We start from the raw sequence: 25099 nt of genomic DNA, 5'->3' as shown, positions 1-25099 counted from the left end.
TCGTACCTTTCGGGAGTGCCTGAAGCGCTCCCGGCGACCCCTACGTCAGTCGCCCGACCGTGACGACGAGGGGAGCACCCACATCGAAACAGCGTTCATGGGGCTCACCTCCCGGCGTCGAGTCACGGTCACCGGCACGATAGCGCGCCGCCGTCGTCCCGCCCACTCATTTACCGGCGCGGCCCAGCAGAAGTTGACGCGCACGAGCGCGATGCTGTAGGCGCGCACGTGCTCGAAGATGCGGTGGTGGACGGACCAGAAGCGGCCGATCACGACGAAGCTGAGCAGGAAGCTGACGATCTTCGACCAGTTGCCGGTGACGGCCTCCACCGCTGACCCGTGTTCCGCGACGAGCTCCGGCACGAGGTCCGTCAGCGGCAGGACCAGCAACGTCAGCGCGATCGCGACCACGGCGTCGGTGAAGAACACCAGCCGCTCGGATGATCTCTTCTGCTCCACGCGGTCATCCAACCACCAGGTGATCAGCGCCGCGGCAGCACCAGCAGCGCGTCGCCGACCGGGCGTTCGCCCGTCGCGTCCGAGGGCGAGCTCACGAGCTTGCCCTCGATCGCCATCGCCGTCGAGCCGCCGCCGTCGAGGTTGATCGCGGTCACCGCGCCCAGCCGTGCCATCAGCCGCGCGCCCTCGATCAGGGAAAGCCCTTCGGCGAACCCCGGCTGACGGCCGTCGGCGGTGACGATCAGCAGCCGCCCCCCGCGGTCGAGGCCGACCATCGTGCGCGGGTTGCGCTTGACGCCCCAGCCGTACACGAACGACGGGTCGCCCGGGTGCACGATGCCGTCCGCCGCCGCGTCGACCGCGATCCGCCCGCCGCGGACCAGCCACGGGCCGCCGTTGACGACGCCGGTGGGGTGGATCGGCCGGCCCGCTTCGAAGATCCGCGATCCGACCGGCAGCTTCGCGCCCGGCCGCGCGTGGTCGCCCAGCCACTTCGCCGCGGCGCCGATGCCCTGCACGGTGTGCCCGCCGGCGGGCACGTCGCCGCCCGCGGGGCGCACCGCCGTGACGACGTCGTGGGAGTCCAGCACGGCTTCGACGCCGTCGCCGGCCGGGGTGGGCGTGCCGAGCTGCGGAGTGAAGAGCACGAGTTCGTCGGGATGGGTGCAGGTCGTGTCGTGCAGCGGCCGGTCCGTCGGGACGCCGCCGGGCTCGCCGCAGTTGCGGATGAGACCGGGCTTGCGGTTGACGCCGTTGACGTCGTGCCCGCCGACGGTGAGCGCGGTCCGCGGGACGCCGATCGAGGGACGGCCGCCGAGCAGCAGCGCGGGCCGCCCGGCGGTGGCTTCGCTCTGCAGCAGCCCTTGGTAGACGCCGATGCCGGCCGGTTCGCCGGGGATGCCGTCGCGCGGGTCGATGACGAAGAAACCGCCGTTGGTCCCGACGAGCGCCCCCGCGGCGGCCGACAGCGCCGACGTCGTGCGCCGCCCCGCCACCGACTCGCCGTGCGACGCGACGACGTCGCCGCGGAACCGCCGCGGATCGACCGTGGCGACGCGGACGCGCTGCGGGCCCTGCGCTTCGGGTCCGTCCTGGCCGGTCCATTCGACGGCGTTGGTGAAGCCGTTCGCCGTCATGGCACTCGCGGTCGCGGCGGCCTGCGCGCGGTCGGTGAAGGAGCCGACCCGCACCCGCCAGCCGAGGGCGCCGCGCGGAGTGCCGGTGAAGGCGGGCCAGTCGACCCGCTCGGCCCGGGCCGCGAAACCCTTGCCCCGCAAGGAGGTCACGAGCGAGCCGGCGTGCTCACGGCTGCCGAGCGCGGTCGGCGGCGCATCCGGATCGGGGCTCGACCCGCCGGGCACGAGCGCGGTGACGGTCCAGGTGTTGTGCCCGGTGCCCTCGCCGGTGACGGTGGTGGAGACGGTCAGGCCGGGCGCGAGAAGCTCACCTGCGGAAGCGGGTGAGCCGAGCGCCAGCGTGAGCGCGGCGGACAGGGCCAGGGCGAGCGGCGCCGGAGTCTTCACGCGAAGCAACGTACCCAGCCGGGGTGGCCGGCGCACGGGTTCGGGATGAACTCCCGGCTCAGCCGCCCACGTGGATGCCCGGCCGGCGGGCCGGGTCCTTCTCCGCGGTGCGGATGATCTCGCGGACCACCGGGGCCGTGTCGCCGCGGCCCAGGATCAGGTAGCGGAACAGGTGCCCGAGCGGATTGCCTTCGGACCACTCGAAGTGGCACTGCGGCCGGACGCCCGTCACGTCGCGCAACGCCAGCAGGATCGCCGCGATCGCGTTCGGCGCCGCGGGGCTGTCCGCGCGGAGGATCCGGTACCCGTCGATGTCCACGCCGCGCACCTCGAGCACGTTGGCGAACTCCGACGGGTCGACCACGTCGATCTCGAGGAAGAGGACGTCGGCCGCGCCGGGGACCGGGTTCATCGAGCGCTGTTCGGCTTCCTTCGCCGAGTACTCGGCTTCGTCGCCGCCCTGGCGCTTGTTCGCGATGATGTGCAGCTTGCCGTCGTGCGCCAGCGAATCGGTGATGAACCGGCGCGCTTCCTCGTCGAACTCGATGCGCTCGGCGCGCAGCTCCGTCGTCCGCGAAACCCGCGAAACCAGGGAGACGACGATGATCCCGAGGATGAACAGGGCCGAGATGGCGATGCCGTCCGGCTTCTCGATGACGTTCTCGATGAGCGCGTACAGCAACACCAGCGTCAGGACGCCGAACCCGATCGCCGCGCCGCGCTGCCGCCGCCGGACCGCCGAGATGCTCACCGCGACGGCGCCCGAGACCATCATCGCGAGGATCCCGGTCGCGTAGGCCCCGGCCTGCGCGTTGACGTCGGCGCCGAACGCGACCGTGATCAGGATGCTGATCACCGTGTAGACGATCACCACCGGCCGCACCGCGCGGCCCCACTCCGGCGCCATGCCGTAGGAGGGCAGGTACCGCGGGACGATGTTGATCAGGCCGGCCATCGCCGACGCACCGGCGAACCACAGGATCAGGACGCTGCTGATGTCGTAGGCGGTGCCGAAGATCTCGCCGAGCTCGTGGTGGGCGAGGTAGGCCATGGCCCGGCCGTTGGCCTCGCCGCCTTCCTTGAACGCGTCCGCCGGGATCAGCACCGTCGTGATGAAGCTCGTCGCGATCAGGAACACGGACATGATCAGCGCGGCGACGGTCAGCAGCTTGCGCGTGTTGCGGACCCGCGACTCCATCCGCTCTTCGGCGGTCTTCCCCTTCGCCGCAACGAGCGGCATCATGCTGACCCCGGTCTCGAAGCCCGAAAGGCCCAGCACCAGCAGCGGGAACGCGACCACGGCCGGCCCGATGACGCCGGTGAACCCGCCGCCGCCCGCGGTCAGCGCGTCGGTCCAGCGGGAGAGGTCCGCGGAGTCGCCGAGGAGGTCCACCACGCCGACGACCGTGACCACGGCGTTGAGCACCAGGAAGACCGCGACGAGCGGGATGGCGACGCCGACCGCTTCGCTGAAGCCCAGCAGGAACACCCCGCCGAGGATCAGCAGCAGCACGACGGTGATGAGCACGGCGTGGCCGTGCAGGAAGCCCGGCAGGTACGGGTTCTCCAGCATGTGGACGGTGGCGTCCGCCGAGGACAGCGTGATCGTGATGATCCACGACGTCGCGACGAACCCCAGCAGGGTGAGGACGAAGAGCTTCCCGCGCCAGAACGGCAGCAGGTCCTCCAGCATCGCCACCGAGCCTTGGCCGTGCGGGCTTTCGCGGGCGACGCGGCGGTACATCGGCAGCATGCCGAGCAGGGTCAGCGCGACGATCAGCAGCGTCGCCAGCGGCGAGAGCGCCCCGGCGGCGAGCGCGGCGATCCCGGGCAGGTAGGAGAGGGTGGAGAAGTAGTCGACGCCGGTCAGGCACATGACCTTCCACCAGGCCTGCGGCGTGCCGTGGTCCTCGCCGCCCTGCCGCCCGACGGGCGCGACCCGGTGCTCCAGCAGCCAGCGCGCCACCCCGGAGGCCGGCGGCTTCGGCGGCACCGGGCTGTCGACGCTCGCCGGCACGGTCACCTCGGGTGAAACACCCATTGTCGTCCCCTCGTCCCTGGACACAGCGGGTCTCAGGATGCCGGACGCCGTCGGGAGGTGGCGGCGCAGGTGGCCGGTCGCGGGCGGGGTCGGCGAGCTGATCGGACAAAAGGGATTCCGTGGCGCTGCCGGGCACGGCTTCGCTTCGGTTGACGGTGTGGCGGCCTTGCTTGCGGGAGTCCGCGAACTCGCCGGACAAAGGGATCCATGGCGCCGCCGGGCACGGTTCCCGCGCCGTTCGGCAGCGCTGCGAGCCTGCTTGCGGAGTCGGCGACCCGCCGGACAAAGGAATCCGGGCCGCCGGCTCGATCCTCCTCAGTCCGCGCCGGTCAGCAGTGCGACCGCCTCGCCGAGCGAGGCCGGGCGGGCGGCGCGCGGCGTCCGGCGGGGCCAGCCGGGGCCGGCGAGGACCAGCCGGGGTACGCGCAGCCGGCGCGGGGGAGCCGCCGGGTGGGTGCTCCACAGGACGACCGCCGCCGGGTGCGTGCGGGCGATGGCGTCGCGCAGCGCCGTGTCCGGAATGGACCCGCCCAGGAACAGGGCCGCGCGGCTGTGTTCGGCCAGCGCCGCGCGCAGCGCCTCCAGCGGCAGGGTGTGCCGGTCCCCGTCGGCGCACGCCAGCAGTACCGGCGGGGCGGCGCTGCCCGGCGCCGGGCAGCGGTGCAGGGCCGCGGCGATCGCCCACGAAAGCCCGTGCACCAGGTCGACGCAGCGGTCGCCGTCCAGGGCGCCCAGCGCGGGCCGGCAGAGGCGCTCCCACGTGCCGACGACGTCGTGGTCGACGAGGTGCGCCTCCAGGAGCGCGGTCGCCGTGTCGATCTTCAGGTCGCGGATCGCCCTCAGCAGTGTCGCGACATCCGTGCCGCCGCCGGGGTGGAACGCGCGCGCCGCCGCGGTTTCCGTGCCGAGCCCCTGCTCGATCAGGTGCTTCATGCGGAGCAGGGCGTCGACGTCGGCCCGTCCGTAGCGGCGGTGGCTGCCGGTCTGCGGCGCCGACAGCGGGAGGCCGTAGCGGCGGTGCCATGCGCGCAGCGTCGACGGCGGCAGCCCGAGCATCCGGGCGACCGCTCCCGCCGTCCAGGTGACGGCGGGAGCGGTGACCGGCTGGTTCATTCCTCCATGATGGACCCGCGCGACACGCGCCGCTTGGCTCTTGAGCCGCAAATCGATGACAAAACGATGCGGGGCATTTAAGGTCGGGCACCGGCGGAAGGAGACACGGTGACCGGCGAGCTGACGGTGCGGGTGCGCGCGGTGCCCGAAGCGGTCGTCGTCGCGGCCGCCGGCGACCTGGACCTGGGGACGGCGCCGGTGCTGCGCGCGCGGGCGCGGGCGGTGCTGGCCGACCGGCCGGAGGCGCTCATCGTCGACCTGGACGACGTCGGTTTCTGCGGCTCCGCAGGCCTGCAGGTGCTGGCGGAGCTCGCCGCGCAGACGGCCGACGGCGGCGTACCACTCGCGGTGGTCGCGGGCCGCTACCCGGTGGTGCGCGTGGTGCGCCTCAGCCGGCTGGACGAAGCCCTCGCCCTGCACGCCTCGATGGACGACGCCCGCGCGTGGATCCGGCGGCAGCCGGACGCTGAGCCGCCGCGACCCGCCACGGCGGACTGAACGACGAAAATGGGCGGGCCGGAGCCGGCCCGCCCACCGAAGGCCTCAGGCCTTGATCTGCTTGCGGTCGGACTCGTCGCCGGCGATCTCGATGCGGCGCGGCTTGGCCTTCTCCGCGACCGGGATGCGCAGGGTGAGCACGCCGGCCTCGTAGTCGGCCACGATGTGGTCGGCGTCGAGGGTGTCGCCGAGGAACAGCTGGCGGGAGAACACGCCGAGCGGGCGTTCGGAGACCTGCATCTGGACGTCGTCACCGCCGGGGAAGGGCCGTCGTTCGGCCTTGACGGTCAGGACGTTGCGCTCGATGTCGAGCTCGATGGCGTCCTTGGGGACGCCGGGCAGGTCGAAGCAGACGACGAACTCGTTGCCGGCGCGGTAGGCGTCCATCGGCATCGCGGCCGGCTTGGACCAGGTGCCGGGGGTGCCGAAGACCTGCTGGGCGACGCGGTCCAGCTCGCGGAACGGGTCGGTGCGCATCAACATCGTTCTCCTCCTGTTCGCGTTCGGGGTCGTCAACACGCACTACGTTTGTAGCATGTCGTCGAAACGATGACAAGAGGTAAGTCGTCGATGTGATGACGTCAGCGGGCGGGCAGGTCGATCTCGGCGTGCCGCTCGGCGAGGGTCCTCGCCAGTTCGGACAGCTTGACGTTCAGGTCCTGGGAGGTGCGCCGGAGAACGTCGAACGCCTCGTCCGCCGAGACGCCGCGGCGGGCCATGATGATGCCCTTGGCCTGCCCGATCACGTCCCGGCCGTCGATCGCCCGGCGCAGGTGCGCCGACTGCAGCTCACCGCGTGTCACGGCGTCGGTCGCGGCGACGGCCAGCGACGCGTGGGTGGCCAGCAGCAGCAACACGTCACGGTCGGCTTCGTCCAGCCCGCCGGCCGCGCGCGAGTAGACGTTGAGCGCGCCGACGGACCGGCCGGTCGGCGCGCCGGGGATGAGCGCGGTGGAGAGGACGGCGCCCACGCCGAGCCCGACGGCGGCCGGCGCCCACTGCGGCCAGCGGGGCTCGTGGGCGAGGTCCGGCGCGATCGCCACGGCCGGCCCGGCCGGCACGGCGGCCTCCACGCACGGCCCCTCCCGGAACCGGTACTGCAGCAGGTCCAGCTCGACGGCAACCTCGTCGGTCTCCGCGGGCGTGTGGAACTGCCCGTCGGTGCCGATCAGCGTGAAGCTGGCCACGTCGGCGGCGGGCACCATGAGCGTGGTGGCCTCGAGCACGCGCTCCAGGACGTCTTCGACGGTGGGGGCGGTGAGCAGCCGGCTCGTCAGCCGGGCGAACTCCCCGGCCAGCGGACCGGCGGCGGGCCGGTCTTCGCCGGCGACGAACGTCTCCTTGGCGCGCTGCCACTCCTGCTCATCGGACATGGTGTTCCTCCACCTCGGCGAGCGTGCGGTACAGCGGCAGCTCGGCTTCGAGCCCCAGTGCCTCGACCGGACGCAGCACCGCACGTCCGCCGGCGACGACGGCCACCGGGATCCCCGCCGCGCGGGCCGCGGCCACCGCGTCCAGCACCACGCCCAGCCCCCGCGCCGAGCAGAACGCGAGGTGCGTCAAGTCGATGACCAGCGCGCGCGGCGCGAGGTCGAGCTCTTCCCCGAGCAAGTCCGCCAGGCGGCCGGTCACCGACAGGTCGAGCTCGCCGGTGACCGCCACGACCGTGCGGTCGGCCGTCGTCGTGATCGCGATCCGAGGCGGCGCTTCCAGCAGGAAGGTGAGGCCCGGACGGGTGATGGTGTCGTGCATGCGTCCTCACCTCGGTGAGGCGGGCGAGCCCGCCGTCCCGGCCGGCGCGCGGCGCGCTCGGCGGATGGGTGCCAGGGGGCGGCTGCTCTGCTCAACCGCAGCGACGCCGACAGTACTCCGCGCGCCACCCCGGAGTCACCAGGGCCGCGGCGGTACCTTGACCCGCGTGGGTGACGACACGTGGTCCGCGCTGGCCGGTCGGTTCGCCGATGACGCCTACGCGTCGGTGAAGGGGCGGGTGCGCACCTCCGTGCTGCACCGGCAGCTGCTGGAGCACCTCCCGCCGCCCCCGGCCACCGTGCTCGACGTCGGCGGTGGCGCGGGCCACCAGTCCTTCCCGCTGGCGCGGGCCGGTTACGACGTCACCTTGCTGGACTCGTCGCCCGCGATGCTCGGCAAGGCGCGCGAACGGCTGTCGCCCGAGATCCAGGAGCGCGTGACGCTCGTCGAAGCCGGCGGCGAGCACGCCGAGGAAGCCGTCGGCGGACAGCGCTTCGACGCCGTTCTCTGCCACGGCGTCCTCGGTTACCTCGAGCGGCCGGAGCCGGTGCTCGACCAGCTGTGCCGGTGCGCCGCCGCCGGGGGCGTGGTGTCGATCATGGCGGGCAACGCCCACGCGATGGCGGTGCGTCCGGCGCTGGAACAGCGCTGGGAGGATGCCCTGGCGGCGTTCGACGCCCGCGCCGAGATCGGCGTGCTGGGCGTGCCGACCCGGGCCGACACGGTGGAGGAGCTCGGCGGCCTGCTCCGGGGACGCGGGGTGGAACCCGTGCGGTGGTACGGGGTCTGGCTGTTCGTCGACTGGCTCGGGTTCGGGGGCACCGAGGTGGATCCGGCCGACGCGGAACGCGTGGCGGCCGTCGAGTTCGAAGCCGGCCGGCGAGATCCCTACCGCCGGCTCAGCCGCGTGTTTCACCTCGTGGGGCGCAAGGCCTGACGCGCCGTCGCGGCCAGCGTCAGCAGTTCGTCCAGCACCTCGGCCGCGAGGTCGGCCAGTGACCGTTCTTCGCGCAGCCACCGGGTGAACGCGATCCCGAACACGGTGGCCCCCGACTCCGCCGCGAGGGTGGCCGCGGGTTCGTCGACGCCGCGGGCGCGCAGGGCTTCGGCGACCGTCGAGGCCAAGGTCGTCAGCTTGTGGCGCTCCCGTTCCTGCAACGCGGGGTTCCGGTCGATGACGGACTGCCGGGTGCGGGAGTGCGCGCGGCGCTCGTCCGGGAAGAAGGTCGCCGCCGACCGCAGCGCCGAAGCGACGACCTCGAGCGGCGACGCGTCCGCCTGCGCGGCCGCGATGCCGTCCAGGAACGCCTGGACCAGCAGTTCCTGGCCCTGGAAGAGCACCTCGCGCTTGTCGCTGAAGTGCCGGAAGAAGGTGCGCTCGGTCAGGCCGACGGACTGCGCGATCTCCGCGGCCGTCGTCTCGTCGTAGCCGCGGGTGGCGAACAGTTCGAGCGCGGCCTTCTGCAGCCGTTCAGCGGTCCCCGGTTCCCAGCGCGCCATGGTCCCGAGTCTAGTGATGGCAGTGGCTGACATAAAGGCGTAGGGTGCGTATGTCAGCGAATGACGTCTGTCACTGACATAGTGCGTTGAAATCGAAGGAGTTCACGTCATGCGCGTTTTCGTCACCGGAGCCTCGGGCTGGATCGGCACCGCCGTCGTCGGCGAGCTGCTCGCCGCGGGCCACGAGGTCACCGGGCTGGCCAGGTCGGCCGCGTCCGCCGCGAAGCTCGAGGCGAAGGGCGTCGAGGTCCGGCGGGGCGACCTCGACGACCTCGACGGCATCCGCGCCGGCGCCGAGGCGGCCGAAGCGGTCATCCACCTGGCGAACAAGCACGACTTCGCCGACCAGGCCGCGTCGAACGCGGCCGAGCGGGCCGCCGTCTCGACGATCGGCGACGCGCTCGCGGGCAGCGGCCGCCCGTTCCTGCTGGCGTCAGGGGTCGCGGGGCTGGTGCAGGGCAGGCCGGCCACCGAAGCCGACGCGTCCCCGTTCCACGGCCCGGACTCACCGCGCGGCGGCGCCGAGAACCTCGCGCTCGAGTACGCCGGCCACGGCGTGCACCCGGTGAGCCTGCGGTTCTCGCCGACCGTGCACGGCACGGGCGACCACGGGTTCATCGCGCACCTCTCGGCGATCGCCCGGGAGAAGGGTGTGGCCGGCTACCCCGGCGACGGCACGAACCGCTGGGCGGCGGTGCACGTGACGGACGCCGCGCGCATGGTCGTCCTCGGCCTGGAGAAGGCGCCGGCGGGCAGCCGCCTGCACGCGGTCGCCGAGGAAGGCGTGCCGACGAAGGAGATCGCGGAGGCGATCGGCCGCGCGTTCGACCTGCCGGTGGCGTCGATCCCGGCGGGCGACGTCGCGGCCCACTTCGGCTGGATCGGCGGCTTCTTCGCGATGGACCTGGCGGCGACGAGCACCGCCACGCAGGAGCTGCTGGGGTGGACGCCGACCGGGCGCACGCTGATCGAGGACCTCGACACGGGCGCGTACTCGGGCTAGCGCCGTCCCCGCGGCGCGGTTCGAGCGCCCCAATGTGGCGTTGGGTGCGTGGGGCGCACCGAACGCCACATTGGGTGCGTGGGGCGCACCGAACGCCACATTGGGTGCGTGGGGCGCACCGAACGCCACATTGGGTGCGTGGGACGCACCGAACGCCACATTGGGACAGTGCGCGGCGGTCGGCTAGTACCCGCGGTTGACCGCGCTGATCTCGTCCTGGAGTCGTTCCCGGGTGGGGGACAGCGCGTCCCGCGGGGCCGGCTCCTCCGCCGGCCGCCCGGCCGGGTCGCCCGCCGGGCCCGGTACCGGGAAGACCTCCTTCTCCCCGGGCAGCGGGACCCCCGGGCAGATGGTGGCGGCGGGCCGGGCGGCGCCGAGGAAGTAGCCGCTCACCAGACCGTCCACACAGGAATTGCCGCTGACCGCGTACTGGCCGTGGAACGGCGAATCCGCCACCGAAACCATCGGGAGCCCGGCCGCCCGCGCCGCCGCCTCGGCCTGTTCGTAGCCGGTCTGCGGGTCGAACTCGCCCTGGACGACCAGCACGTTCTTCGCCGCGTCCGCCGGGAGCCTCGGCAGCGCGTGGCGGGGCGGGTCGGACCAGAAGCCGCACGCCTCGCTGAGCCCGTACGCCCAGCCGAACAGCGGGTACTGCGGGCCCTGGAGGTCGCTGAGCAGCTTGTACCAGGTCGCCGCGCGCGTCGGCTGGTCGCCGCACGCCACGGCCAGGCGGGTGCCGCCCACGTCCGCGTAGTCGGGCTCGGGCGGCGCCACGTCGGCCGCCGTCAGCCGGTCCGCCGGACGGCCGAACACCGAGCGCGCCACGCGGTCGAGGTCCGCCGACGGTGCCGGGGCCTTGCCGTCGAGGGCGGCCAGCCCCTTGGTGAGGATCAGCGCGCCGATCAGCCACTGCTTCTTGCTGCCGTTGCCGACGAAGACGTGGTCGAAGACGTCCGGCGACAAGCCCTGGTCACGGAAGTAGGCGCGGGCCCGCTCCCAGTTCTTCTTGACTTCGGCGGCGGACTTGCCCAGCTGGTCCGGGAACCGCCGGGCCAGCCACGGCGCGTAGACGCGGTCGAACTGCCGCTGGTCGATCTTCGGAAACGCCTCGAACGCGGCCTGGAGCCGGCCTTCGAAGTTGACGCTGGAGTCGAGGACCATCCGCCCGGCGTGCCCGGGGAACAGCGACGCGTACTTCGCGCCGAGCCAGGTGCCGTAGGAGTAGCCGAGGTAGTTCAGCTTTTCGTCGCCCAGCAGCGCGCGGATCAGGTCCATGTCGTGCGCGGTCTGCCAGGTGGTGACGAAGGGCGCGAGCGCGTCGCTCTGGCAGGCCTCGGCCACCGCCCGCGGTATCCGCTGGTGCCGGTCGATGCTGGTGGCCGACCGGTCGCGCGCGTCGAGGTCGTCCTCGGCCGGGAGCCGCCCGATCGGCACCCGGCAGACGAACCCGTCGTCGTCGCCGCCCTCCTGGCCGGTGCCGCGCGGGTCCATGCCGACGAAGTCGAAGTGCTCGTTCACCGCCGGTTCCAGGCCGGCTAGCGCACCGGCGAGCGAGGTGCCCTGGCCACCGGGCCCGCCCGGGTTCACCAGGATCGCGCCCCGCCGCTCGCCGGTCGCGGCGGCGCGGCTGATCGAGACCTTCAGGTCCTTCCCGGCGGCCGGCGCGGACCAGTCCCGCGGGACGGTGATCCGCGCGCACTGGCCCTTTTTCGCCTTGAAAGGGCACGCGCCCCACTCGACCTTCTGGGTCAGGTAGGGCGCGAGCGGATCGGGCGTGGTCGCGGCGGCGGGCGCGACGGCCCCCACCAGGACAGCGACCGCCACCGCCAACCCCGTTCGCGACGTCCGCACCGCAGCTTCCTTCCTCGGTCCCCGGCAATTCGGGAACACCCAAGCACAGCGGGACGGGCGAGGGCAGCCCGGAGACCACCGTTCGCGCCGGGAATTCCCTCGATCCGGTGATCAGCCCGGCGGTTCGGCCTCCCCGGCGTCCTCGTCGACGTCCTGGTGCTCGGGCTCCTCGCGGTCGACCTCGGGGATGTCGACGTCGAGGTCGATCTCCGGGGTCCCGGGCGGGCGGGGTGCGTCGGGGGTGATGGGGCCGTGCTCGGCTTCGGTCATGGGGAGTGGTTACCCGGAGGCCGCCATCTCAAGCGGACGTCACTCGCAGAACGCGGTGTCCACAGTGGAGAGGACGGCGACCGCGGCCTTCTCGCCGTCGCCGAACGTGCCCGGCAGCGCGGTCACCGCCAGGCCGACCGAACGGCCGTCTTCCGTGGCGCCACCGCGGGTTTCGTAGCCGTCGATGTCGCCGCCGTGGCCCCAGTAGGCGCCGCCGCAGCTCAGCGGGACGCGGAAGAGGCCGAGGCCGTACTGCCACCCCGGGAACAGCGGCGCGTCGACGGTCTTGCGCATCTCGGCCAGCTGCGCGGCCGGCAGCAGCTGGCCGCCGAGCAGGGCCCGCGACAGCTTCGCCAGGTCGCTCGGCGTCGAGATCAGCTGGCCGGCCGCCCCGCCCCACGACGGATCCATCTCGGTCGCGTCGACGACCTTCGTGCCCGTGCTGTTCGCGAGCGCGTAGCCGTGCGGGTGCGGCCCCTGGATGGTCTCGTCGCCCGGCTGCGGCCAGTACGTGTCGCGCAAGCCCGCCTTCGCGATCACCCGCTTCGTGATCTGCTCCTGCACCGGACGCCCGGTCACGTGCTCGATCAGCAGGCCGGCCAGCAGGTAGTTGGTGTTGCTGTACTCCCACTTGGTGCCGGGCGCGAACTTCGCCGGGTGGGCCAGCGCCGCGGCGAGCAGGTCGTGCGGCTGGAAGAACTTGTGCCGGACGTCTTCGAAGTTCTCCACGCCGAGGTACTCGGTGTAGTTCGGCAGCCCGCTGGTGTGCTGCAGCAGCTGCCGGACGGTGATGGCGTTCCCGTCGATGCCCTCCCCGCGCACCAGCCCGGGCAGGTACCGCTCGATCGGCGCGTCCAGCTCGACCCGGCCCTCGGCCACGAGCTGGAGGACGACGACCGCGGTGAAGGTCTTCGTGTTGCTGCCCGCCCGGACCCGGCCGTCGCGCGGGACCGGGACGCGGCGGTCGAGCCGCGCGGACCCGGCGACCAGCGACGTGCCGGTGCCGTCCCGGCCCACCCAGGCCAGTGCCGCCGGGAACTTCTCCTGGCTCACCAGCGCGTCGAGGCTCGCCTGCACGGGCGGCTTCGGGCCGGTGGCCGCCGCCGTCGTGGTCAAGCCGCCCAGCAGCCCCGCCACCGTCAAGATCACTGCACCCTTGCGCATCGGTTCTCCTCCATGTCCGGTTCGATACCGGAAATGCTGCTCGAACCCGGCGCGAAGATCAGTAGCGCGGGCTACCGGATCACGGGTAGCGCTGGCGCTACCGTGTGCCCGTTCTCGGGGGTACCGCGGGAAATGCGTTGCCGGAAGGGAGTTCCCGTGCCACGGTGCCGCCGTGACTACGACGATGCGCGCGGCGGTCTGTGCCGGAGCGGGTGGCCCGGAGGTCCTGGAGGTCCGTGACCTGCCGGTCCCGGCGGTGCGGGAAGGCTGGAGCCTGGTCCGGGTGAAGGGCGCCGGCCTGAACCGGTCGGAGCTGCGGACCCGGCAGGGCCATTCTCCGGACGTCCGGTTCCCGCGGGTGCTCGGCATCGAATGCGTGGGCGTGGTGGCCGGGTCCACCGATCCGGCGCTGCCGGAGGGGACGACCGTCGCGGCGGTGATGGGCGAGATGGGGCGCGAGTTCGACGGCGGCTACGCGGAGTACGCGCTGCTGCCGAATGCGCTGCTGATGCCCATCACCACCACGTTGTCCTGGGAGGTCCTGGCGGCGCTGCCCGAGACGTACCTGACGGCCCAGGGCGCGCTGGACGCGCTGGCCATCGCATCGGGAACGCGGCTGCTGATCCGCGGCGGGACGTCGTCGGTCGGGCTGGCGGCGGCGTCGATCGCGGCCGGCCACGGCCTCGAGATCGCGTCGACGACCCGGCGCCCGGACAAGGCCGGTGCGGTGACCGCGGCGGGCGTCTCCCACGTGGTGATCGACGACGGCGGACCGCTGGATCTGCCGTGGGAGCCCGACTTCGTCCTGGACCTCGTCGGCGCGCGCACGGCGGTGGACTCGCTCGGGCTGGTCCGCCGCGGTGGCACGGTGTGCGTGGCGGGCTCGTTGAGCGGGTGGTCGATCGCGGACTTCCAGCCGGTGGCGATGATCCCGTCCGGCACGCGGCTGACGGCCTTCCACAGCAAGGACATGACGGGCCGCGCGGACGTGCTGCAGCGGATCGTCGGCGAGGTCGAGGCGGGGGTGCACCGGCCCCACATCGACCGGGTCTTCGGGCTGGACGAGATCGTGGCCGCGCACCGGTACATGGAGGACGACCTGGCCGGCGGGAAGCTGGTGGTGCTGTGCTAGCAGCGAAGTCAGTCCCGGGGCACCTCGACCGGCGCCCACAGGCTCGGCAGGTTGACGACGATCCCCTCCTGGCTGCTGCGCGCGATGATCACCACGGCCTCTTCGTCCGTCGGGTTCTCCTCGCGGTGCGGGACGTACGGCGGCACGAAGATGTAGTCCCCGGGTCCCGCTTCGATGCGCACCTCCTCGTCGCCGTCGGCGAAGACGAACACCGGGTGGCCCGACTTGACGTAGATCGCGGTCTCCGCCTCGCCGTGGTGGTGGTCGCCCGAGTTCGTCACCGGCGCGACGTGCGTCTCGCCCATCCAGACCTTCGACGAGCCCACCGTCTTCCCGGAGATCGCCTCCAGGCGCTTCATCCCGCTCGTCTGGTTCGTGTCGCCGGTCAGGTCCGCGCCGCGGATGTGCCGCAGCGGCTGGTGCCAGAGGTCGGTCATCGGAGTGGTCCCTTCGTCACCCCGCCATCTTCCCCGCCCCGCGCCCGGTGCGCCCGTCCGGAGCGGTGATCAGAGGTCGAGCACGAGCCGCGGTGAGCACGAACGCGACACGCAGATCATCATCACCTCGTTCTCCCGCCGTTCCGCCGCGGTCAGCACCGAGTCGCGGTGGTCCGGGGTGCCGCCCAGGACGCCGGTTTCGCAGGTGCCGCACGTGCCTTCCTGGCACGAGGACAGCACCGGGACCCCCGACTCCTCCACCACCTCCAGGATCGAGCGGTCCGCCGGGACGGCCAGGACGCGGCCCGAGCCGGCGAGTTCGACCTCGAACGCGGTGCGCGGGCCGTCGTCCTCGACCGGAGCGAACCGCTCGACGCGCAGGGCGCCTTCGGGCCAGCCGGCGCAGTGCTCTTCCACCGCCGCCAGCAGCGGATCCGGGCCGCAGCAGTACACCGCGGTGTCCGGCCGCGGCTCGGCCAGCAGCGCGGGCAGGTCGAGCAGCCCGTGTTCGTCCTGCGGACGGATCGTCACCCGGTCTCCGTGGCGGGCCAGTTCGGCGGTGAAGGCCATCGAGGACCGCGTCCGGCCGCCGTAGAGGAGCTGCCACTCGCGGCCCGTTCCGGCGACCGCGTCGAGCATCGGCAGGATCGGCGTGATGCCGATGCCGCCGGCGACGAACAGGTAGCGTTTCGCGTCGACGAGCGCGAAGTGGTTGCGCGGCCCGTCGACCTGGATCCGTTGCCCGGCACCGAGTTCGTCGTGCACGTACGCCGACCCACCCCGGCCGGCGGGCTCGCGCAGGACCGCGACCTGGTACGCCGAAGTGTCGCCGGGCCGGCCGCACAGCGAGTACTGCCGGACGACGTCGCCGGGCAGCCGCAGATCGACGTGCGCCCCCGGTTCCCAGGACGGCAGCGGCTGCCCGTCCGGTGCCCGGAGTGTCAGCCGCACGACGCCGTCGGCGAGCTTTTCCTTGTCCGCCACCACCAGCTCGAGTGTCATGCTCCGTGCCCTTCGGGATGGGCCAGCAGCCAGTCCCACAGCGCCACCGGGTCGTCGAACTCGCGCTCGGCCCCGCAGTGGCAGACCGCGCGCAGCCGGTCGGTGCCCAGTACCCAGTGGATCCGGTGGACGCGGTCGCCGGTGAGCATCGGCCGCGTCACGACGTGACCAGCCGTTGCAGCAGCCGGCGCGCCGCGAGGCCGCCGGTGTCGATGTTGACCGACAGCTCCTGGTAGCCCTCCGGTTCCGCGGCGATCACCCGCTCCAGGACGTCGAGCGCTTCGACGTCCTGGAGGACGACCGTGCGGTTGTTCTCCGCGAGGAACGCCGAAACGCCGTCGTCGTCGAGGGCGAAGTCCCGGGCCACCGCCCAGAAGTCGTGCGTCGAGTTTTCGGTCTCGGGAGTGATCGCGTAGACGACCTCGACGTGGAAGGCGTCCGGGTCGCTGCCGTCCGGGTTCGGCACCGAGCCGACCGGCGCGATGCGGCTGTGCAGCTTGTAGAGGCACGGCGGCGTGTACTCGATGTCCTGCCAGCGGGTGATCCGGCCCTGCAGCCCGGTGGACTTGGCGTAGAAGGGCGGGCACGCCGCGTCGGCCATGTGCCGGGACACGTAGACGATCCCGGCCTCGTCGTCGACCTCCGTCGTGATCGGCGTTTCGGCGACCTCCGGCGTGCCGATGTAGCCGCCGTGCAGGTAGGTCTCGTGCGAAAGGTCCAGCAGGTTGTCGACCAGCAGCGAGTACCGCGCCTTCAGCGGCTCCATCCCGGCGACCGTCGTGTAGCCGGGGGAGTCGAGGTAGGGCGCGCGCGGGATCTTCGTGACGTCCGCCTTCTCCGGGTCGCCGATGAACACCCAGACGAAGGAGTCCTGTTCCACCAGGGGGTAGCTCCGCAGCCGGGCGGTGCGCGGCACCCGGTTCTGGCCGGGCACGGACACGCACTTGCCGTCGACGCCGTAGGTGAAGCCGTGGTAGCCGCAGACGACCTGGTCGTCGACGAGCCGGGACGGGGCCTGCGACAGCGGGAACCGGCGGTGCACGCAGCGGTCGGCCATCGCGGTGACGCCGCCGTCGCGGGTCCGCCAGAACAGGATCGGCTCCCCGCAGATGGTGCGGCTGAACAGGTCCTGGCCGATCTCGGAGCCGTACGCGGCGACGTACCACTGGTCGCGGGGAATGGCGCTCATCGGTTTCGTCCTCTCGTGGCGGGGCACACAGCGTGCGGGAACGCCCCGGCGCCCGCGAAGGGCGTTTCCATAAGATGGAAAGTTCAGCCGAGCGCGCGCGAGATCGCGCGGGCGCTGGTCATGACCAGCGGGGCCAGCGCGTGCGGCGACGCGCTGCCGTACCGCACGACGAGCGACACGGCGGCGACGACCTGGCCGCGCGCGTCGTGGATCGGCGCCCCGACCGAGAGGCTGTCGAGGGTCACCTGGCGTTCGCTGGTGGAGAAGCCGTGGGTGCGCACGTCGGCGAGCATGTGCCGCAGCCGGTCCGGATCGGTGACGGTCTCCGGGGTGTACCGCTCGATCGGGTTGCGGAGGACGTCCTCCTGCACCTCGGCGGGCGCGTGGGCGAGCAGGACGAGCCCGACTCCGGTCGCGGTGAGCGCGAACCGCCCGCCGACGCGCGTCAGCACGGGCACGGCCCCGGTTCCGGCGATCCGCTCGATGTAGACGACTTCGGTGCCTTCGCGGACGGCGAGCTGCACGTTTTCGCGGGTGATCTGGGAGAGGTCCTCGAGGAACGGCAGGGCCCGCTCGCGCAGCCCCAGCCCCCGCGGCGCGAGCGACCCGAGCTCCCACAGCCGCAGCCCGACGCGGTAGACGCCGGATTCGTCGCGTTCGAGCGCACCCCACTCGCAGAACTCCCGCAGGAGCCGGTGCGCGGTGGCGGTGGGCATCCCGGCCCGGCGCGCGATCTCGCCGAGCCGCAAGGCGGGCCGGTCCGGGGTGAAGGCGCCCAGCACCCGCAGCGCCCGTCCGAGCACGGGCCCGGTGGCGCCCGGAGCACGACCTCGACGCGGCACGGCCACCGAGCATAGTGGACGGAGCCGGCGGTGCCCGGTGAGCTGAAGGGGCCCTTCCTCGCCTGCGATGCCAGGCCCCTTCAGCTCGTCACCTGCCCCCGATGTCCCTTTCGTCACCGGCCGGTCAGAGGCTGTGGGCGACGATGTCGCCCTGGCTGGTGGTGGCGCGGATCGAGAGTTCGGCGGTGCCGCTGTTCTTCAGGGTGTTGTCGATGCGGCCGTAGGTCGTGCCGGCGTCCAGGGAAGCCGAGACGCCGGCGGCCGCGCCGACCGTGATGCTGCCGGCCTGGGTGGTCAGCGTGACCAGCCCCGCGGCGGCTTCGCCGATGCGGATGTCGCCGCGGGCGGTGCTGATCTCGGCCGGACCGCCGAGGCGGCCGATCTCGACGTCGCCGTCGGTGGCGGTGAGGTGGACGCTCGCGGCTTCGGCGAGCTTGATGTGGCGGTACGCGCCGGTGAAGGTGACCTCGCCGAGGCGGCCGGTGCCGTCGAGTTCGGCGCCGGCGGTGGTGGCCTCGACGCGGGACCCGGTGGGCAGCCCGACGGTGACCTCGATCGAGCCCGACGGGCCGAAGTACTGGTTCCGGCCCTGCGGGGTGTGGACCCGCAGGACGCCGTCGGTGTAGCTGACGGTGGTCTGCCCGGCGGCCTTGACGTCGCGGTTCTTGCCGGGGTCGGCGGGGCGGACGTCGACGGTGGTGTCGGCGCGGTCGGTTGCGACGAGCCGGACGCGGCCGGCGGCGAAGTCGAGGGTGGCGGTGATCGCGGCGGGGGTGGCGAAGGTCTGCATCGTGTTCTCCTGTGGTCGGTGCCCCCGGTGGTGGGGACGGGAACCACTGTCGCCGGGCGGGCTGACACCCGGCGGCCACCGCGCTGACACGGCGGCTGACACGGCCCGGGGTGACGCCGGAATCACGGGTGATCGCTTTCCGGCATTCGGGGGTGGCACCGGTCGTGCATTCGGTTCAACCGGCGTATGAGAACATTTCTTCGGGTCTGTCACAGTAGTTCTGAATGGACAGTCCTTTGTCCATGGTCCGGACGCCACCGAGCACGATAAACGTGCTACCGTAAGGAAAATACCGCTCGCGCGTCGCGGCGCGCAAACGAGCCGGCGCCGGATCGGTTACGGCGGGAACCGATCTCGATCAGTTGAGATTGCCCACTCCGGGTTTTTCGGTTCTTCGCGTTTCCCGGAGCCATTTCGGTGGATCCCTGGAGCGTCCCGTTCCTCCTCTGAAGGAGTTCACCATGAGAGTCCGGAAGACCGGCATCGCGGCGGTCGTCGCGATCCTCGTGACCGCGATGGTCGCCCTCTTCACCAGCCCGGCCTCCGCCGCCCCGGCGCCGGCGGCTCCGGCGATCCCGGCGCTGTCCACCCCGATCACCGGCACGTTCACCGATGCGGCCGGTGGCACCGGCACGGCGGCCGGCACCTTCACCCCGACGGGCTTCGTCGCGGACGGCACCACCCTGCTGGCCAACGGCGTCGCCGACGTGACGCTGACGGACTCCGCGGGCCAGGCGGCCGGCACGGAGTCCCGTGCGGTGACCGTGCCGGTCGGCGTCGCGGCGGCGTCCTGCGAAATCCTCGACCTGGTGCTCGGGCCGCTCGATCTCGACCTGCTCGGCCTGGTCGTGCACCTCGACCGCGTCCACTTGAACATCACGGCCGAGTCCGGCCCCGGCAACCTGCTCGGCAACCTGCTGTGCGCGATCGCCGGCCTGCTCGACCCGGGCCCGCTGACCGATCTGCAGGCGCTGGTCGACCTGCTGAACCAGATCCTCGCGCTGCTCCGCGGCTGACGCGCGCCTCCGCGATGACGGGCCGGCTCACCTCCGGGTGGGCCGGCCCGTCGCCGTCGGCCTCACCGGCCGGGCACGGAAGCCGTGCCCGGGAGGCCAGTCCGGTTCGAGTGACCGGCGGGCGATCACCGGAAACCCTCCGACCCGGAACGGCGCTGCCCGGCGTAACGGGCGACCGTCCGGATGCGACTCACGCGTGTCCGGCGGGCCGGGAGGCGGAATGAAGAAACGACTGGTGATCTGCTGCGACGGGACCTGGAACTCCCTCAAGCAGCCGGCTCGGACGAACGTCGCGCGGGTGTGGGACGCCGTGCCCGGCGAGGGCGCGGACGGCGTGCGCCAGCCGACCTGCTACCTCAAGGGGGTCGGCGCCGGCCTGCCGCTGGTGGGGCACCTCGCCGGCGGAGCGTTCGGCTGGGGCCTGTCGGCCGCCGTGCGGGACGCCTACCGGTTCCTCGTCGAGAACTACGTGCCCGGGGACGAACTGTTCTTCTTCGGGTTCAGCCGCGGCGCCTACACCGCGCGCAGCACGGTGGGTTTCCTCCGCAACTGCGGCGTCCTGCGCCCCGAGCACGCCGGCCTGATCGACGAGGCCTACCGGCTCTACCGGGACCGTGACGCGGCGACCGGCCCGGACAGTCCCGCGGCCGTCCGGTTCCGCGCAGAGCACGCCCACGAGGACGTGACGCCCGTGCGGTTCATCGGGGTCTGGGACACGGTCGGCGCGCTGGGCATCCCGCTGAGCGGCGGCCGGTTGCTGCACCGGATCAACCGGCGCTGGCAGTTCCACGACATGACGCTGAGCTCGACCGTGCAGTCGGCCTTCCAGGCGCTGGCCATCGACGAACACCGCAAGTCCTACGTCCCGGCCGTGTGGCAGCCCTCGGCCAAACCCGCGGAGCGGAACCAGGAACGGGAGCAGGTCTGGTTCACCGGGGCGCATTCCGACGTCGGGGGCGGGTACCGGGAGCGCGACCTGGCGGACATCGCCCTGCGCTGGCTGGCGGAGCGGGCCGGCCGGTGCGGCCTGGACTTCGACCCGGGCGCGTTCGGCGACCCGGCCGGCGCGAACCCGGAAGGGAAACTGCACAACTCCCTCAGCGTGTTCTTCCGGTTGTTCGGTTCGGCGGACCGGCCGATCGGCCGGGCGGACGCGCCGTCGGAGTCGCTGGCGTCCAGCGCGCACGACCGGCACACGGCGATGGCGTACTCGCCCGCGAACCTCGTGACCTACCTCGAAGGCAGCCCCAAGATCACCACGGTTTGACCGAATCTCGTCATACGGCCGCCGCGGCTTCGGTCAGCGCGGCGAGGAGAGCCGTGGTGGCGGGCGGATCGGGCGGTTCGCCGTAGGTCGCCGCGTAGATGTGCTGGTGCGATCCGGGCAGTTCGCTCGCCTCGATGCCGTCGGCGCGGTGGGCGCGCAGGGCCAGCCCGGGGCTGGTCGTCACGCCCAGCCCGGCGACGACCAGCGCCTGCATCACGACCATGTCGTCGGAGGTGTAACCGATCCGGGGTTCGAAACCCTGCTCGGCGCACAGCGACAGCAGGTGGCCCCGGCACCGGTCGCAGCCGGCGATCCAGGTGGCGTCGCGCAGGGCCGGCAGCGTCTGCCCGGGGCTGGTGGACAGCAGGTACAGCGGATCGTCGAGCAGGTGGTGCAGGCGGACGTCCGGCGGTTCGGGCTCGGTGTCGTCGTAGCGGAAGATGATCGCGACGTCGATCTTGCCGGTGCGCAGCAGTTCCAGCGCTTCCGGTGGTTCCGTGTCGGTCAGGCCGATCCGCAGGCCGGGGTGCCGGGCCGTCAGCGCGGCCACCGCCCGCGGGATGAGCGAGCCGATCACGGACGAGAAGCTGGCCACGCGCACCCGTCCGGCGCTCAGCCCGACGTGGGCGGACAGCTCGGCGTCGGCGGCGTCGATCCGCCCGAGGATCTCGGCCGCCCGGGACGCCAGCAGCTGCCCGGCCGGCGTGAGCCGGATCCCGCGCCCGGCCCGCTGCAGCAGCTGCGCGCCGGTCTCGGCTTCGAGCCGGGCGAGGTGGTGGCTGACGGTCGGCTGCGTGTAGTGCAGCTCCTTCGCCGCCGCGGTGACCGAGCCCAACCGCGCGAGCGCGTCGATGACCCGCAGTCGGGTGACGTCCAGCATGCATCGACCCTATCTATGGATCGGCATCACCATCGGCATTGGACGGAGGAGCCGATCCATTGCAGGCTCAGGGGCACACGATCTCTTGAGGAGCACAAACCATGACACTCGTCCGCGTCCACAACTTCTCCGTCTCCCTCGACGGCTTCGGCACCGGTGAGGGCCAGACCGCCGAGGCCCACTTCGGGCACGCGGGGGACCGGCTGCACGAGTGGATGTTCACCACGGGGTGGTGGCAGGCCGGCGGCAGCGGCGGCGTCGACGACGCCTTCGTCCGGCAGCACGACCCGGGGATCGGCGCCGAGATCATGGGCGCCGGGAAGTTCGGGCACCCCGGATGGCACGAGGACCCGGAGTGGCAGGGGGCGTGGGGCCCGAACCCGCCGTTCCACACGCCGGTGTTCGTGCTGACCCACCACGTGCGCCCGCCGATCGAGATGGAGGGCGGCACGACGTTCCACTTCCTCGACGCGTCCCCGGCCGAGGCACTCGACGTCGCCCGCGAAGCCGCGCAGGGCAAGGACATCCGCCTCGGCGGCGGCGCCACGACGATCCGCGAATTCCTCGAGGCGGGGCTCGTCGACCACCTGCACGTCGTGATCGTCCCGATCCTGCTCGGCCGGGGCGTGCGCCTGTGGGACGGGCTGGAGGGCCTGGAGAAGGACTTCCAGGTCGAGGCGACGTCGTCACCGAGCGGCGTCACGCACGTGACCTTCACCCGCACGGCCGGCTGAGCGGAAGCCGGCACACCGCGACCGCGAACCTGATCAGCTGCCGGACTTCAGCAACGGCACCAAGGCGTGCGGGCGGTCCAGCGGGATGATGTGACCGCAGTCGTCGAGGACGTGGGATTCGAGGACGTCGGTCACCGGGCGCAGCTGGCGCGCGAGGGCGTCGCCCACCGGGTGGGCGCCGACCGCCGTGGTGGGCACCGTGAGCCGGGCGGCCGCCACCGCCTCCGAGATCTGCCGCGCGCTCTCGGGCATCGCGCGGTAGTGGGCGAACGCGGCCCGCAGCGCGTCACGGCCGGTGTAGGCGGCGACGAAGTGCTCCCGGAGCTCGGCGGGCACGCCCCGGCGGGTGCCGGCGTCGAGGAACCAGCCGATGTAGGTGTCCTCGTGCCCGGTCAGGACCGTCTCGGCGAGGCCGGGGACCGCGTGGAACCCGAACCACCACGGCGGCCCGCCGGCGAGGAAGTCCTCCGCGCCGGGGAGGCGGCCGAGCAGGGACTCCATCAGGACGAGCCGGCGGACCCGCTCGGGCCGGCGCAGGGCGAGCAGGAAGGCGGGCGGGGTACCCGCGTCGATACCGGCGACCGTCGCGACCGGTTCGCCGAGGGCGTCGAGGAGGGCTTCGGCGTCCTCGGCGAGGGTGGCGGCGTCGTAACCGCCGTCGGCGCGGGTGGTCGCGCCGAGGCCGCGCAGGTCCGGGGCGATGACGCGGTGGTGCGGGGTCAGGTGCGGGAGGACCGCGGTCCAGACGCGCCAGGTGTGCGGGAAGCCGTGCAGCAGCAGGAGGGCGGGTCCGCGACCGCCGATGGCGACGTTGACGTCGATGCCGTTCGCGGTGATCCGGTGTTCGCGCACGTGGGTTCTCCTGTGTGGTTACCATTGGTTAGTGGCTAACGGTAGGTAACGACCGTGGACCGGCCAAGACGGCACTTTCCCGACAGGTGGTGAGCTCCAGGTGACCCCCTCGCCCCCGGGCACGCGCGGCGACCTCTTCGACCCGGCGTGCCCGACCCGCCGGCTGCTGGACCGGATCGGCACGAAGTGGACGTCGATGGTGGTCAAGGTGCTGGCCGACGCCGGCCCGGACGAGGTCCGGTTCGCGGAGCTGCAGCGGCGGATGCCGGGGGTGTCGCAGAAGATGTTGTCGGTGACGCTGCAGAGCCTCACCCGCGACGGCCTGGTGGCGCGCCGGGTCGAGCCGACGGTGCCGCCGAAGGTCCACTACCGCCTCACCGACCTGGGGCGCTCGCTCGAGGTGCCGCTGGCCGCCCTGCGTTGCTGGGCGGAGGAGCACATGCCGGCGATCGACCGGGCCCGCGACGCAAGCCGCGACTGACTCCGGCGTGACCACCGGCCCGCGCCGGGCGTCAGGTCACGGCTTTCCCGTGCCGAGCAACGCCGGGATCGCGGTGTGGCCGTTGGACAGGAACGACGGGACGGTGGCCAGCTCCGCCGGGTCCACGGCCAGCCGGAGCTCCGGGAACCGGGCGAACAGCGCGGGCAGGGCGATGGCGGCTTCGAGGCGGGCCAGCGGAGCGCCCAGGCAGAAGTGCACGCCGTGCCCGAAGGCCAGGTGCTGCTTGTCCTCGCGGGACAGGTCGAACTCGTCCGCCGTGTCGCCGTGCTCGGCCGGATCCCGGCCCGCCGCCGCGTAGGCCGCGAGGATCGCTTCGCCCTTGCCGATGATCGTGCCGTCGTCCAGGGCGATGTCCTCGACCGCGTACCGCAACGGCAGGTACGGCACCGGTGCCTGCCAGCGCAGTGTTTCCTCGATGACCTCGGCCCAGGTGTGCTCCCCGCGCCGGACCGCGGCCAGCTGCCCGGGATGGGTCAGCAGCGCGGTGACCGCGTGGTCGAGCAGGTTGACGGTGGTTTCGTGGCCCGCCGTGAGCATGAGGATGAGCGTGTCGACGAGCTCGTCCGCGTCGAGCCGGGTGGCGTCCTCGGCCCGCGCGGTGATCAGGGCGCTGGTGAGGTCGTCGGCGGGGTGCGCGGTCTTGTCGGCGACCAGGCCGCGCATGAGCTCGTACAGCCCGAGCGAGTTCGCCTGCGCCTGTTCGGCGGTGACGGTCGTGTCGAAGATGGTGTCCACGGCCGAGCGCATCGCGTCCCGGCGGCCGGGCGGCACGCCGAAGAGCCGGCAGATCACTTCGACCGGCAACGGGTAGGCGAACTCCTCGCGCAGGTCGACCGGCTCCCCGTGCGCGCCCGAGTGCTCGAGCCGGTCGAGCAGCTCCGTCGTGAGCTGCTCGATGTCCGGCCGCATGGCGTCCACCTGACGCGGGGTGAAGGCCTTGGACACCAGCGCCCGCAGCCGCCGGTGGTCGGCGCCGTAGGTGGTGAACATGTTGCGCACCGAAACCCAGATCAGCAGGGGCCAGTCTTCGCCGATCCGCCCTTCGCGCAAGGCGGTCCAGTGCGCGCGGGGATCCTTCGACACGCGGGGGTCGGTGAGGAGCTTGCGCAGGGTGGCCGCGTCCGCGACCGCCCACGCGGGGACGCCGCCGGGCAGTTCCACGAGCCCGGCCGGGCCTTCGGCGCGCAGGAGCCGGCCCTCTCCGTGCACGTCCTGGCCGGTGACGTCGAGCCGCAAGACGTTGCCGCCGGTCATCTGGCCCCCTTCCGCGATCGGTCGGACG

General features: G+C 72.7%; 28 protein-coding genes. 8 read left to right on the top strand and 20 right to left on the bottom strand.

Translation table 11 applies throughout. The features are described 5' to 3' along the window. Positions 1-45 precede the first annotated feature (45 nt). From ACZ4TR_RS19900 to ACZ4TR_RS19885, 4 genes are all read right to left on the bottom strand, one after another. A complete protein-coding gene (locus ACZ4TR_RS19900) occupies positions 46-459 on the bottom strand; it encodes a TMEM175 family protein (RefSeq protein ID WP_465288420.1) in 414 nt (137 codons plus the stop codon). 23 nt (positions 460-482) lie between these two features. Further along, positions 483-1982: a phosphodiester glycosidase family protein gene (locus ACZ4TR_RS19895; RefSeq protein WP_465288419.1), complete on the bottom strand. Its 1500-nt coding sequence runs from the start codon at positions 1980-1982 to the stop codon at positions 483-485. Between the two features lie 58 nt (positions 1983-2040). Then, positions 2041-4023: an APC family permease gene (locus ACZ4TR_RS19890; RefSeq protein ID WP_465288418.1), complete on the bottom strand. Its 1983-nt coding sequence runs from the start codon at positions 4021-4023 to the stop codon at positions 2041-2043. A gap of 315 nt (positions 4024-4338) precedes the next feature. After that, entirely contained in the window at positions 4339-5136 is a 798-nt protein-coding gene (locus ACZ4TR_RS19885; RefSeq protein ID WP_465288417.1) for a MerR family transcriptional regulator, read from the bottom strand. Between the two features lie 108 nt (positions 5137-5244). Here ACZ4TR_RS19885 and ACZ4TR_RS19880 point away from each other — a divergent pair, with 108 nt between their 5' ends. After that, positions 5245-5634: an STAS domain-containing protein gene (locus ACZ4TR_RS19880; protein WP_364521687.1), complete on the top strand. Its 390-nt coding sequence runs from the start codon at positions 5245-5247 to the stop codon at positions 5632-5634. A gap of 45 nt (positions 5635-5679) precedes the next feature. Here the strand turns inward: ACZ4TR_RS19880 and ACZ4TR_RS19875 are convergent, their stop codons facing one another. The 3 genes from ACZ4TR_RS19875 to ACZ4TR_RS19865 all read right to left on the bottom strand — a co-directional run bounded on the left by ACZ4TR_RS19875 (position 5680) and on the right by ACZ4TR_RS19865 (position 7386). Beyond that, the gene (locus tag ACZ4TR_RS19875; RefSeq protein WP_465288416.1) at positions 5680-6117 is read right to left on the bottom strand and encodes an Hsp20/alpha crystallin family protein; all 438 of its coding nucleotides are present in this window, start codon (positions 6115-6117) and stop codon (positions 5680-5682) included. 98 nt (positions 6118-6215) lie between these two features. Beyond that, positions 6216-7007, bottom strand: coding sequence for a GAF and ANTAR domain-containing protein (locus ACZ4TR_RS19870; RefSeq protein ID WP_465288415.1), 792 nt, complete (start codon positions 7005-7007; stop codon positions 6216-6218). Next, on the bottom strand, positions 6997-7386 hold the full coding sequence (locus ACZ4TR_RS19865; RefSeq protein ID WP_465288414.1) for an STAS domain-containing protein: 390 nt from the start codon (positions 7384-7386) through the stop codon (positions 6997-6999). The genes ACZ4TR_RS19870 and ACZ4TR_RS19865 overlap by 11 nt, the downstream gene beginning before the upstream one ends. Before the next feature lie 166 nt (positions 7387-7552). On the opposite strand from ACZ4TR_RS19865, the gene ACZ4TR_RS19860 reads away from it, so the two are divergent. After that, positions 7553-8323, top strand: a complete 771-nt coding sequence (locus ACZ4TR_RS19860) for a methyltransferase (protein ID WP_465288413.1) — start codon at positions 7553-7555, stop codon at positions 8321-8323. Here the strand turns inward: ACZ4TR_RS19860 and ACZ4TR_RS19855 are convergent. Continuing rightward, positions 8299-8886, bottom strand: a complete 588-nt coding sequence (locus ACZ4TR_RS19855; protein ID WP_465288412.1) for a TetR/AcrR family transcriptional regulator — start codon at positions 8884-8886, stop codon at positions 8299-8301. The two genes, ACZ4TR_RS19860 and ACZ4TR_RS19855, sit on opposite strands and share 25 nt — an antisense overlap. A gap of 109 nt (positions 8887-8995) precedes the next feature. Between ACZ4TR_RS19855 and ACZ4TR_RS19850 the strand changes: the two genes are divergently transcribed. Further along, positions 8996-9889 carry an SDR family oxidoreductase gene (locus tag ACZ4TR_RS19850; protein ID WP_465288411.1) on the top strand — a complete coding sequence of 298 codons (894 nt, stop codon included), beginning with the start codon at positions 8996-8998 and terminating at the stop codon, positions 9887-9889. 183 nt (positions 9890-10072) lie between these two features. Here ACZ4TR_RS19850 and ACZ4TR_RS19845 read toward each other — a convergent pair whose 3' ends face one another. From ACZ4TR_RS19845 to ACZ4TR_RS19835, 3 genes are all read right to left on the bottom strand, one after another. Further along, a complete protein-coding gene (locus ACZ4TR_RS19845; protein WP_465288410.1) occupies positions 10073-11740 on the bottom strand; it encodes an alpha/beta fold hydrolase in 1668 nt (555 codons plus the stop codon). 111 nt (positions 11741-11851) lie between these two features. Continuing rightward, positions 11852-12010 (bottom strand): hypothetical protein, encoded by a 159-nt coding sequence (locus tag ACZ4TR_RS19840; protein WP_465288409.1) that lies wholly within the window; start codon positions 12008-12010, stop codon positions 11852-11854. 39 nt (positions 12011-12049) lie between these two features. Further along, positions 12050-13174 carry a serine hydrolase domain-containing protein gene (locus ACZ4TR_RS19835; protein WP_465288408.1) on the bottom strand — a complete coding sequence of 375 codons (1125 nt, stop codon included), beginning with the start codon at positions 13172-13174 and terminating at the stop codon, positions 12050-12052. A gap of 172 nt (positions 13175-13346) precedes the next feature. Between ACZ4TR_RS19835 and ACZ4TR_RS19830 the strand changes: the two genes are divergently transcribed. Further along, positions 13347-14306 carry a zinc-binding dehydrogenase gene (locus ACZ4TR_RS19830; protein ID WP_465288407.1) on the top strand — a complete coding sequence of 320 codons (960 nt, stop codon included), beginning with the start codon at positions 13347-13349 and terminating at the stop codon, positions 14304-14306. A gap of 8 nt (positions 14307-14314) precedes the next feature. Here ACZ4TR_RS19830 and ACZ4TR_RS19825 read toward each other — a convergent pair whose 3' ends face one another. The 6 genes from ACZ4TR_RS19825 to ACZ4TR_RS19800 form a co-directional block, all read right to left on the bottom strand. Then, positions 14315-14743 (bottom strand): cupin domain-containing protein, encoded by a 429-nt coding sequence (locus tag ACZ4TR_RS19825; RefSeq protein WP_465288406.1) that lies wholly within the window; start codon positions 14741-14743, stop codon positions 14315-14317. Positions 14744-14812: 69 nt separating this feature from the next. Then, a complete protein-coding gene (locus ACZ4TR_RS19820) occupies positions 14813-15745 on the bottom strand; it encodes a PDR/VanB family oxidoreductase (RefSeq protein WP_465288405.1) in 933 nt (310 codons plus the stop codon). Continuing rightward, a complete protein-coding gene (locus ACZ4TR_RS19815; RefSeq protein WP_465288404.1) occupies positions 15742-15906 on the bottom strand; it encodes a hypothetical protein in 165 nt (54 codons plus the stop codon). Before ACZ4TR_RS19815 ends, ACZ4TR_RS19820 begins: the two co-directional genes overlap by 4 nt. Beyond that, positions 15903-16934, bottom strand: coding sequence for a Rieske 2Fe-2S domain-containing protein (locus ACZ4TR_RS19810; RefSeq protein ID WP_465288403.1), 1032 nt, complete (start codon positions 16932-16934; stop codon positions 15903-15905). Before ACZ4TR_RS19810 ends, ACZ4TR_RS19815 begins: the two co-directional genes overlap by 4 nt. An 83-nt stretch (positions 16935-17017) precedes the next feature. Continuing rightward, the gene (locus ACZ4TR_RS19805; RefSeq protein WP_364521671.1) at positions 17018-17776 is read right to left on the bottom strand and encodes an IclR family transcriptional regulator; all 759 of its coding nucleotides are present in this window, start codon (positions 17774-17776) and stop codon (positions 17018-17020) included. Between the two features lie 124 nt (positions 17777-17900). Further along, positions 17901-18566, bottom strand: coding sequence for a DUF4097 family beta strand repeat-containing protein (locus ACZ4TR_RS19800; protein WP_465288402.1), 666 nt, complete (start codon positions 18564-18566; stop codon positions 17901-17903). 461 nt (positions 18567-19027) lie between these two features. Between ACZ4TR_RS19800 and ACZ4TR_RS19795 the strand changes: the two genes are divergently transcribed. Together ACZ4TR_RS19795 and ACZ4TR_RS19790 are read left to right on the top strand one after the other, a co-directional pair. Further along, positions 19028-19582 (top strand): hypothetical protein, encoded by a 555-nt coding sequence (locus ACZ4TR_RS19795; RefSeq protein WP_465288401.1) that lies wholly within the window; start codon positions 19028-19030, stop codon positions 19580-19582. A 220-nt stretch (positions 19583-19802) separates the two neighbouring features. Next, positions 19803-20849, top strand: coding sequence for a DUF2235 domain-containing protein (locus tag ACZ4TR_RS19790; RefSeq protein WP_465288400.1), 1047 nt, complete (start codon positions 19803-19805; stop codon positions 20847-20849). A 10-nt stretch (positions 20850-20859) separates the two neighbouring features. Here ACZ4TR_RS19790 and ACZ4TR_RS19785 read toward each other — a convergent pair whose 3' ends face one another. Further along, positions 20860-21729, bottom strand: coding sequence for a LysR family transcriptional regulator (locus ACZ4TR_RS19785; protein WP_465288399.1), 870 nt, complete (start codon positions 21727-21729; stop codon positions 20860-20862). 101 nt (positions 21730-21830) lie between these two features. On the opposite strand from ACZ4TR_RS19785, the gene ACZ4TR_RS19780 reads away from it, so the two are divergent. Continuing rightward, positions 21831-22463: a dihydrofolate reductase family protein gene (locus ACZ4TR_RS19780; RefSeq protein WP_465288398.1), complete on the top strand. Its 633-nt coding sequence runs from the start codon at positions 21831-21833 to the stop codon at positions 22461-22463. Positions 22464-22496: 33 nt separating this feature from the next. Here ACZ4TR_RS19780 and ACZ4TR_RS19775 read toward each other — a convergent pair whose 3' ends face one another. After that, positions 22497-23315 (bottom strand): alpha/beta fold hydrolase, encoded by an 819-nt coding sequence (locus ACZ4TR_RS19775; protein WP_465288397.1) that lies wholly within the window; start codon positions 23313-23315, stop codon positions 22497-22499. Positions 23316-23415: 100 nt separating this feature from the next. On the opposite strand from ACZ4TR_RS19775, the gene ACZ4TR_RS19770 reads away from it, so the two are divergent. Next, entirely contained in the window at positions 23416-23796 is a 381-nt protein-coding gene (locus ACZ4TR_RS19770) for a winged helix-turn-helix transcriptional regulator (protein WP_465288396.1), read from the top strand. Positions 23797-23832: 36 nt separating this feature from the next. Here ACZ4TR_RS19770 and ACZ4TR_RS19765 read toward each other — a convergent pair whose 3' ends face one another. After that, positions 23833-25071: a cytochrome P450 family protein gene (locus ACZ4TR_RS19765; RefSeq protein ID WP_465288395.1), complete on the bottom strand. Its 1239-nt coding sequence runs from the start codon at positions 25069-25071 to the stop codon at positions 23833-23835. Between the last annotated feature and the right edge of the window lie 28 nt (positions 25072-25099).

The organism is Amycolatopsis sp. NPDC028719, from assembly GCF_055565395.1.
Note: the sequence above shows the minus strand (reverse complement) of the source record. Positions and strands in the feature narration are given on the sequence as shown.

Excerpts from the sequence above, each read along its gene's own strand:
- ACZ4TR_RS19890 (WP_465288418.1), bottom strand. The coding sequence starts at position 4,023 with ATGGGTGTTTCACCCGAGGTGACCGTGCCGGCGAGCGTCGACAGCCCG.
- ACZ4TR_RS19885 (WP_465288417.1), bottom strand. The coding sequence starts at position 5,136 with ATGAACCAGCCGGTCACCGCTCCCGCCGTCACCTGGACGGCGGGAGCG.
- ACZ4TR_RS19875 (WP_465288416.1), bottom strand. The coding sequence starts at position 6,117 with ATGTTGATGCGCACCGACCCGTTCCGCGAGCTGGACCGCGTCGCCCAG.
- ACZ4TR_RS19870 (WP_465288415.1), bottom strand. The coding sequence starts at position 7,007 with ATGTCCGATGAGCAGGAGTGGCAGCGCGCCAAGGAGACGTTCGTCGCC.
- ACZ4TR_RS19865 (WP_465288414.1), bottom strand. The coding sequence starts at position 7,386 with ATGCACGACACCATCACCCGTCCGGGCCTCACCTTCCTGCTGGAAGCG.
- ACZ4TR_RS19855 (WP_465288412.1), bottom strand. The coding sequence starts at position 8,886 with ATGGCGCGCTGGGAACCGGGGACCGCTGAACGGCTGCAGAAGGCCGCG.
- ACZ4TR_RS19850 (WP_465288411.1), top strand. The coding sequence starts at position 8,996 with ATGCGCGTTTTCGTCACCGGAGCCTCGGGCTGGATCGGCACCGCCGTC.
- ACZ4TR_RS19840 (WP_465288409.1), bottom strand. The coding sequence starts at position 12,010 with ATGACCGAAGCCGAGCACGGCCCCATCACCCCCGACGCACCCCGCCCG.
- ACZ4TR_RS19835 (WP_465288408.1), bottom strand. The coding sequence starts at position 13,174 with ATGCGCAAGGGTGCAGTGATCTTGACGGTGGCGGGGCTGCTGGGCGGC.
- ACZ4TR_RS19825 (WP_465288406.1), bottom strand. The coding sequence starts at position 14,743 with ATGACCGACCTCTGGCACCAGCCGCTGCGGCACATCCGCGGCGCGGAC.
- ACZ4TR_RS19820 (WP_465288405.1), bottom strand. The coding sequence starts at position 15,745 with ATGACACTCGAGCTGGTGGTGGCGGACAAGGAAAAGCTCGCCGACGGC.
- ACZ4TR_RS19810 (WP_465288403.1), bottom strand. The coding sequence starts at position 16,934 with ATGAGCGCCATTCCCCGCGACCAGTGGTACGTCGCCGCGTACGGCTCC.
- ACZ4TR_RS19800 (WP_465288402.1), bottom strand. The coding sequence starts at position 18,566 with ATGCAGACCTTCGCCACCCCCGCCGCGATCACCGCCACCCTCGACTTC.
- ACZ4TR_RS19795 (WP_465288401.1), top strand. The coding sequence starts at position 19,028 with ATGAGAGTCCGGAAGACCGGCATCGCGGCGGTCGTCGCGATCCTCGTG.
- ACZ4TR_RS19790 (WP_465288400.1), top strand. The coding sequence starts at position 19,803 with ATGAAGAAACGACTGGTGATCTGCTGCGACGGGACCTGGAACTCCCTC.
- ACZ4TR_RS19785 (WP_465288399.1), bottom strand. The coding sequence starts at position 21,729 with ATGCTGGACGTCACCCGACTGCGGGTCATCGACGCGCTCGCGCGGTTG.
- ACZ4TR_RS19780 (WP_465288398.1), top strand. The coding sequence starts at position 21,831 with ATGACACTCGTCCGCGTCCACAACTTCTCCGTCTCCCTCGACGGCTTC.
- ACZ4TR_RS19765 (WP_465288395.1), bottom strand. The coding sequence starts at position 25,071 with ATGACCGGCGGCAACGTCTTGCGGCTCGACGTCACCGGCCAGGACGTG.